The sequence below is a fragment of the Rubellimicrobium thermophilum DSM 16684 genome (genome assembly GCF_000442315.1).
GTDB lineage: Bacteria > Pseudomonadota > Alphaproteobacteria > Rhodobacterales > Rhodobacteraceae > Rubellimicrobium > Rubellimicrobium thermophilum.
In genome coordinates this window covers 205265-212346 of sequence record NZ_KE557322.1, presented here as the reverse complement: position 1 = coordinate 212346, position 7082 = coordinate 205265, and the positions used below count along the sequence as shown (strand labels likewise).

The following is a 7082-nucleotide window of genomic DNA, read 5'->3' as shown; positions in this document are numbered from 1 at the left end:
CTGATGCCCCAGCACGGCGGCGAGGGGCACGAGAGGCCTCCTCTACAACACGCGCGGCCAGGGCGCCAGACGCCACGGCCGCATGAATGACACTGTCGCGCCCGAAGGCCTGCCCCAGTTCGGACGCCGTCAGACAGCCGAACCAGCGCGCCCCTTCGGGCGTCCAGAGGCGGGCCTTGCCGCGGGCAGACCCGTCGGCGGCCTGCAGCAGAACCCCGATGCGCGCCCAGGCGCCGCGCCCGGTGCCCTCGCCCGCAGCGGCCAGCGCATCGCGCACCTTCTCGAAACCGCAGATCGCCAGCCCCGCCTTGCGGGCAAGGCTCAGCATCTCCACCAGACGGGCGGCAAGCTGACGCTCCACGGCCTGCACCAGATCAGGGGGCACCGTGACGGGGGCCCGGGCCGCACGGGCGAACTGGGCAGCCCGTGCCTTCTCCAAGATGGGGCGGGAGGCGGTGACATGGAACCCCCGCCCCGGCAATTTTCCGGCAATGTCGGGGACGACCACCCCATCGGGCGAGAGGACAAAGCGCACAAGGCCGGCCTTCGGGGCCTTTTCCCCCGTCACGAGGCAGCGCCTCTCGGGTCCGTCCCGCTCTGCCCTGGCGCCGCCGCGCGTCATGCTGGCTCAGGCCTCTGCCTGCGTCGCGGGGCCGGACTCGGCCCCTTCCTCGTCCCCCTCGGCGAGACCGCCGGCGGCGATCTCCTCGGGATCGACCCAGCCCAGCGCCACGCGCGCCGACATCACCATGTCCCGCGCCTCCTCGAGCGAGAGATCGAAGCGTTCGAGAATGCCCTCGTCCTTGACGCGCTTGCCTTCGGCATCCTCGGTCCAGCCGCCGGCCAGTTCCCAGTCGGCCAGCGTGGCGAAATCCTCGAGGGTCTTCACCCCCTCCTTCGCCAGCGCCTCGATCATCGCCGGGGTAAGCCCGGGGAAGCCGATCAACGACTCCTCGACCCCCAGGCTGCGGGCACGATCGAGCGCCGCCTTCGCCTGGGCCTCGATATGGTCGCGGGCACGGGCCTGAAGCTCCTCGGCGGTCTCCTCGTCCACCCCCTCGATGGCCAGAAGCTCCTCCCGGTCGACATAGGCCACTTCCTCGACGCTGCGGAAACCTTCGGCCACAAGGAGCTGGGCGAAGAACTCGTCAAGGTCGAGCGTCGTCATGAAGAGCCGGGTGCGCTCGTCGAACTCGGCCTGACGGCGCTTCGACTCCTCCTCCTCGGTGAGGATGTCGATATCGAGCCCGGTGAGCTGCGAGGCCAGACGCACGTTCTGGCCGCGTCGCCCGATGGCAAGGGAGAGCTGCTCCTCCGGGACGACAACCTCGATCTTGCCGGCCTCCTCGTCGAAGACGACCTTGGTCACCTCCGCGGGCTGGAGCGCATTGACCAGGAAGGTCGCCGTGTCGGCATTCCAGGGGATGATGTCGATCTTCTCGCCCTGCAGCTCGTTGACGACGGCCTGCACGCGGCTGCCGCGCATGCCCACGCAGGCCCCCACCGGGTCGATCGAGTTGTCGTAGGAGACGACGGCGATCTTGGCCCGGCTGCCCGGATCGCGCGCCACGGCCTTGATCTCGATGGTGCCCTCGTAAATCTCGGGCACTTCCATCTTGAACAGTTCCTTCATGAATTCGGGCGCCGTGCGCGAGAGGAAGATCTGCGGCCCCCGCGGCTCGCGCCGGACATCCTTGACATAGGCGCGGATGCGATCGCCGGGGCGCCAGGCCTCGCGGCCGATCTTGTCGTTGCGCTTGAGCACCGCCTCGCCGGCGCCGACATCGACGATCAGATTGCCGTATTCCTCGCGCCGGACGATGCCGTTGACGATCGTCCCGACACGGTCCTTGAACTGCTCGTACTGGCGGTCGCGCTCGGCCTCGCGGACCTTCTGGAGGATGACCTGCTTGGCGCTCTGGGCGGCGATGCGGCCCATGTCCACCGGCGGCACCTCGTCCACGATCTCGTCGCCGGGGGCCGGCAGAGCGGTCTGCGCCGCCGGATCCAGCCGCCGGGCCTCCTCCTCCCGCGGGGCGCGCAGCAGGAACCGGCGCGCCCCCGGCGCCCCCAGGACCGTGACGGCGGGACGCGCCGCCTTGACGATGTCATGCGCCTGCTGCGGCGTCACCTGCGCATGATAGTTCTCGACCGCGTCCTCCTCGACGACGGTCCGCACGCGGGTGAAGGTGGCGCGGCCCGTCTTGCGGTCGATCGACACGCGGATGTCCATTTCCGCGCCGTAACGGGATTTCGCCGCTCGCGCGAGGCTTTCCTCCATCGCCGCGACGACAAGGCCGGGATCGATCATCTTCTCGCGCGCGACCGCCTCGGCGGTCTGCAGCAGCTCGAGCTGATTGGCGGAGGTGATGGGCATCAGGGTCTCTCCTCGGAGGTCTTGTCTGCGGGCCCGGCGCCGTCCCCGGGATCCCCGTCCTCGTCCTCGCCATCGATGACCTGTTCCACGGCATCGAACTGGCTCTCGTCGATCAGGCCGGCATCGCGCCGACCCTGCAGCGTCTGGCGGATCAGATCGTCGGTGAGCACGAGCTTGGCATCGGCGATCCAGTCGAAGCGCAGCCCCACCGTCACCATCTCGCCCTGCTCCTCGAGGGCAAGCAGCACCTCCTCGCCCTCGACGCCCTGCAGCACGCCGCGAAAGCGCCGGCGCCCGTCGATCAGGATCTCGGTCTCCAGCTTCGCCTCATGGCCGGCCCAGGTCTCGAAATCCTGCAGCCGGGTCAGGGGACGGTCGATGCCGGGGCTGGAGACCTCGAGCGTATAGGCCTCCGCGATGGGATCCTCGACATCGAGCACGGCCGACAGCGCCGTGGAAAGACGGGCGCAATCCTCCACCTCCATCCGGCCGTCGGGCCGCTGGGCCATGATCTGGAGCGTCTTGCGCGTTCCGCCCATGAGGCGCAGCCGCACCAGCTCGAAGCCGAGCGAACGGGCCACGGACTCGGCGATCGCGGCGAGGCGGCGGTCGATGGCGGTCTTGGCGATGAGGTCGGCCATGGGCTCCCCGGAAACGAAACGACGGGCGCGCGGCCCGTCGGTCTTCTGCCGGTGGGCGCCGGGGGTGGAGGCCGGCACGCCGCTGTCCGAGCGGCATATAGGCGCGCCGCCCGCCGGGCGCAAGCGGAATCGCCCGTCAGCCGGCGAACCACCAGCGCAGCGCGATCCGCCCGTCATCGAGCGGCCCGAGACGCGACAGCGCCCCATGGGCCAGGCGGGGCCCATGGGCAGGGCCGTCCGCCCCTGCTGCCTCCTCCGCCGGCGCCGTCTCCGCCGCGTCCCCGACCAGCCGGAACCCGGCCGCCCGGGCCTCGGCCAGCCGGTGGGGGGGCAGGGCCTCGACGAGATCGGCCAGCCCCTCCCGCAGGGCCGCGAACCGCTCGTCCGGTTCGGACAGATGCCGCGCCTCGATCGCCTCGAACCAGCCGGCCCGGCCGTCGAGCCGATGCGTCGGGGCCCGCAGCAGGCGCAGCAGGCCGCGTTCGTCCCGACCGGCGCTCCGGTAGGGGCCCGTTCCCTGCCCGTCGAGCCGCCCGCCCCGCCCCACGGCCAGCGCCGGATCGGCCAGGCGGAAGGGCAGGTCCGGGTCGCCCTGCCGCAGCACGAGACGCAGCCCGCGCGGACCGGCCTCGGCCAGATCGGCCAGATCCGCGGCCAGTGGCGATCCGGGCCGGCGGAGCGAGGCGCCCACATCGCGCGGCCGCAGCGGGGTGCCGTCGGGAAAGACGGCCCCCGGCACGAAGGACAGATGCCAGACGGCGGCCCCCGGCGCCGCCTCCCAGCCTTCGGCCAGGGCGCCGCGCAACGCGCCATCGGGGGCGATCTCGGTCAGCGTCTCATGCGCGGCCAGCAGAAGGACGGGATGGGCCTGCGACCAGTCCGCGCCGTCGGGGACCCCCCCTGCCAGCGCAAGCCGCAGCACGCCGCCGCGCTGGCGCGCCTCCACCGGCACCCCGGTCGCGGCGAGCACCCCCGCCAGCACCCCGGCGGTGAGAAGCCCGCGCCGGCTCAGCCGCGAATCGGGCTGCGCGGGCGCACGGATCCCGAGGCGGCGCAGCGGCGGCGGCGGGCGGCGGAGGGGGGCCATGGCGCCTAGCCCGCCCGGACCGCGCCGGCGATCTGTGCGGCCAGACGGTCCATCGCCCGCACAAGCGCAGCGGTGATCCCCGGCTCGCTCAGGGCATGGCCGGCGCGGCCGATCATCTCGAGCCGGGCGGCAGGCCAGACCTGTGCCAGTCTCCAGGCCGAGACAGGCGGGCAGATCATGTCGTAGCGACCCTGCACGATCACCCCGGGGATATGGGCGATGCGGTCCATGTTGGCGAGGATGGCCTGATCCTCGGACAGAAAGCCGCCATTCGCGAAATAGTGGTTCTCGATGCGGGCGAAGGCGCGGGCATAGTCGGCCGGGGCCTCGAAAACGGGGGCAGCCGTCCCGGCATGCCCCGGCCCCGCGACCGATCCCGCCGCCTCGCTCTCGAGCGAGGCCAGGGCATTCTCCCAGCCTGCCCAGGCCCGGGCATGGCGGATCTCCTCGCGCAGATCGCCCGAGAACAGGCGCCTGTGATAGGCGGCGATCAGGTCGTCCTGTTCGGCCGCGGGGATCAGGCTGCGGAAACGGTCCCACAGATCGGGCCAGAAGGCCCCTGCCCCGCCGCCATAGAACCAGTCGAGCTCGGCCTGCGTCATCAGGAACACCCCGCGCAGCACCAGCGCGCGCACCCGCTCGGGATGGGCCTGTGCATAGATCAGGGCCAGCGCCGCCCCCCAGGATCCGCCGAACACCGCCCCCCAGGCCTCGATGCCCAGAAGAACGCGGATGCGTTCGATATCGGCCACCAGATGCCAGGTGGTGTTGGCCTCCACGCAGGCATGCGGGCGCGAGCGGCCGCAACCGCGCTGATCGAAGAGGACAATCCGATAGGCGCGGGGATCGAAATAGCGCCGCATCACGGGCGAGCACCCCCCGCCGGGACCGCCATGCAGGACCACCACGGGGATGCCTTGCGGGTTCCCGCATTCCTCCACATGGATGCGGTGCCCGTCGCCGACATCGAGCAACCAGGTCGCATGCGGCTCGATCGGCGGATACAGCACCTGATGCGGAACGAGCCGCGCAGGCAGGGAGGGGGAGGCCTTGTCCATGAACGGCCTATATCATCGCCGGGGGGCGGCTTGCGAGGGGGTGCAACATGACGGGTGAGAGAGCGGGGATGGCCGAGGCCGGCGGGCGCAGCGGCCTCGACAGGGCCGAGGCGGCGCGCTTTGACGCGATGGCGGCCGCGTGGTGGGATCCCGCAGGGCCGCTGGCGCCGCTCCATGCGATGACCCCGGCCCGGCTCGACTGGATCACCGCGCGACTGACGGCGGGCTTCGACCGCGATCGCCGGGCCGCCCGTCCCCTCGAGGGCCTGCGGGTGCTCGATATCGGCTGCGCGGGGGGCTTCTGTCCGAGCCGCTGGCCCGTCTCGGCGCCGCCGTGACCGGGCTCGATCCTGCCTCAGCCGCTCTCGAGGCGGCGCGCGCCCATGCCGCACAGGCAGGTCTGTCCATCGACTATCGCGAGGGAATCGCCGAGGATCTGGTGCAGGCAGGCGAGCGTTTCGACGCCGTTCTGGCCTCCGAGGTGATCGAACATGTCCCCGATCCGGCCGCCTTCTGTGCTGCGCTTGCGGCGCTGGTGCGGCCGGGGGGCCTGGTCCTGCTGACCACGCTGAACCGCACGGCACGCAGTTTCGCTGCCGCCATCCTGGGGGCCGAATACCTGCTGCGCTGGCTGCCGCGCGGCACGCATGACTGGCGGCGCTTCCTGACGCCCGCCGAGCTGGAGACGCTGCTGCGGCAGGCCGGGCTGACCCCGGTGGACCGGATGGGCCTCGTCTTCGATCCCTTGCGCTGGAGCTGGCGCCTGTCCGAGCGCGACCTTGCGGTGAACTACGCGCTCGCCGCCTCGCGCCCCTAGGAAGGCCCGTCACGGCCCCCCGAACGCCCGGTCATGCGTGAGCGCGGGGATGCGCCGGCGTGCCTCGGCCACCTCCGCAAGGTCGATCTCCACCACCGTCACGCCCTCTGCGCCTCCCGCATCGGCCAGAACCGCCCCCCAGGGCGAGACCGCCAGCGAATGCCCATGCGTCAGGCGCCCGCCCGGGTGCTCTCCCGTCTGGGCCGCGGCCAGCACGAAACAGCCTGTCTCGATGGCGCGGGCGCGCAGCAGCACCTCCCAATGTGCCTCGCCGGTGGGGCGGGTGAAGGCGGCGGGCACGAGCAGGATCTCGGCCCCTGCCCTTGCCAGCGCCCGATGGAGATGGGGAAAGCGCAGATCATAGCAGATCGTGAGCCCCAGGGCGGCCAGCGGCGTGCGCGCCAGAACCGCGCGGGTGCCGGGCCGGAAGCCGGCGCTTTCGCGCCAGGTCTCGGCGGCGGAGACATCCACATCGAACATGTGGATCTTGTCATAGCGGGCGGCGATCGTGCCATCCGGCCCGATCAGCAGCGAGCGGTTGGCCAGGCGTGTCTCTCCCGGCACGCGGATGGCCAGCGAGCCGGCCGCGATCCAGATCCCCCGCATCGCCGCCTCGGCCCGCAATCCGGCCAGGACGGGGTCGCTCTCCTCGGTTGCGGCCCGCGCCATGAGCACGGGCCGGGGGGCGAGCAGATTGGTCATTTCGGGCGTGCAGACGAGCTGCGCACCCGCCCCTGCGGCCTCGGCGACCAGGGGGCGCAGCCGGGCCAGATTGGCGTCCGGATCATCGCCCGAGGTGAACTGGATCAGGGCCGCGCGCATCACGCCGCCAGAAGCGGATCCAGCCCGCCCCGGGCGTCGAGCGCATGAAGATCGTCGCAGCCCCCCACATGGCGGCCGTCGATGAAGATCTGCGGCACCGTGCGCCGCCCGCCGGCGCGTTCGACCATCTCGGCGCGGCGCGCAGGATCGCGCGTGACGTCGATCTCGGTGAAGGCGGCCCCCTTGCGCTGCAGGAGCCGCTTGGCGGCGTGGCAATAGCCGCAGGTGGGAGAGGTATAGATCTCGATCAGCGCCATGGCTCGGCTCTCCGGGCGGGACA

The 7082-nt window shown here is 71.9% G+C and carries 7 protein-coding genes and 1 pseudogene; 1 reads left to right on the top strand and 7 read right to left on the bottom strand.

Features of this window, described 5'->3' with window-relative positions; genetic code table 11:
- The 5 genes from RUTHE_RS10595 to pip all read right to left on the bottom strand — a co-directional run.
- The coding region (locus tag RUTHE_RS10595) for an RNA-binding protein (protein WP_021098408.1) at positions 1 to 622 on the bottom strand (622 nt) is incomplete at its 3' end.
- Between the two features lie 6 nt (positions 623 to 628).
- Complete coding sequence (nusA, locus tag RUTHE_RS10590) at positions 629 to 2377, bottom strand: transcription termination factor NusA (protein WP_021098407.1); 1749 nt, start codon at positions 2375 to 2377, stop codon at positions 629 to 631.
- On the bottom strand, positions 2377 to 3018 hold the full coding sequence (rimP, locus tag RUTHE_RS10585; protein ID WP_051150440.1) for a ribosome maturation factor RimP: 642 nt from the start codon (positions 3016 to 3018) through the stop codon (positions 2377 to 2379). The genes nusA and rimP overlap by 1 nt, the downstream gene beginning before the upstream one ends.
- Before the next feature lie 136 nt (positions 3019 to 3154).
- Positions 3155 to 4105, bottom strand: coding sequence for an ABC transporter substrate-binding protein (locus RUTHE_RS10580; RefSeq protein WP_021098405.1), 951 nt, complete (start codon positions 4103 to 4105; stop codon positions 3155 to 3157).
- Between the two features lie 5 nt (positions 4106 to 4110).
- On the bottom strand, positions 4111 to 5163 hold the full coding sequence (gene pip, locus RUTHE_RS10575; protein ID WP_021098404.1) for a prolyl aminopeptidase: 1053 nt from the start codon (positions 5161 to 5163) through the stop codon (positions 4111 to 4113).
- A 68-nt stretch (positions 5164 to 5231) separates the two neighbouring features.
- Between pip and ubiG the strand changes: the two are divergent.
- A pseudogene (gene ubiG, locus RUTHE_RS10570) lies at positions 5232 to 5980 on the top strand (bifunctional 2-polyprenyl-6-hydroxyphenol methylase/3-demethylubiquinol 3-O-methyltransferase UbiG).
- A 9-nt stretch (positions 5981 to 5989) separates the two neighbouring features.
- Here ubiG and RUTHE_RS10565 read toward each other — a convergent pair.
- Together RUTHE_RS10565 and grxC are read right to left on the bottom strand one after the other, a co-directional pair.
- Entirely contained in the window at positions 5990 to 6802 is an 813-nt protein-coding gene (locus RUTHE_RS10565) for a carbon-nitrogen hydrolase family protein (RefSeq protein WP_021098401.1), read from the bottom strand.
- Complete coding sequence (gene grxC, locus RUTHE_RS10560) at positions 6802 to 7059, bottom strand: glutaredoxin 3 (RefSeq protein WP_021098400.1); 258 nt, start codon at positions 7057 to 7059, stop codon at positions 6802 to 6804. The genes RUTHE_RS10565 and grxC overlap by 1 nt, the downstream gene beginning before the upstream one ends.
- Positions 7060 to 7082: the final 23 nt, after the last annotated feature.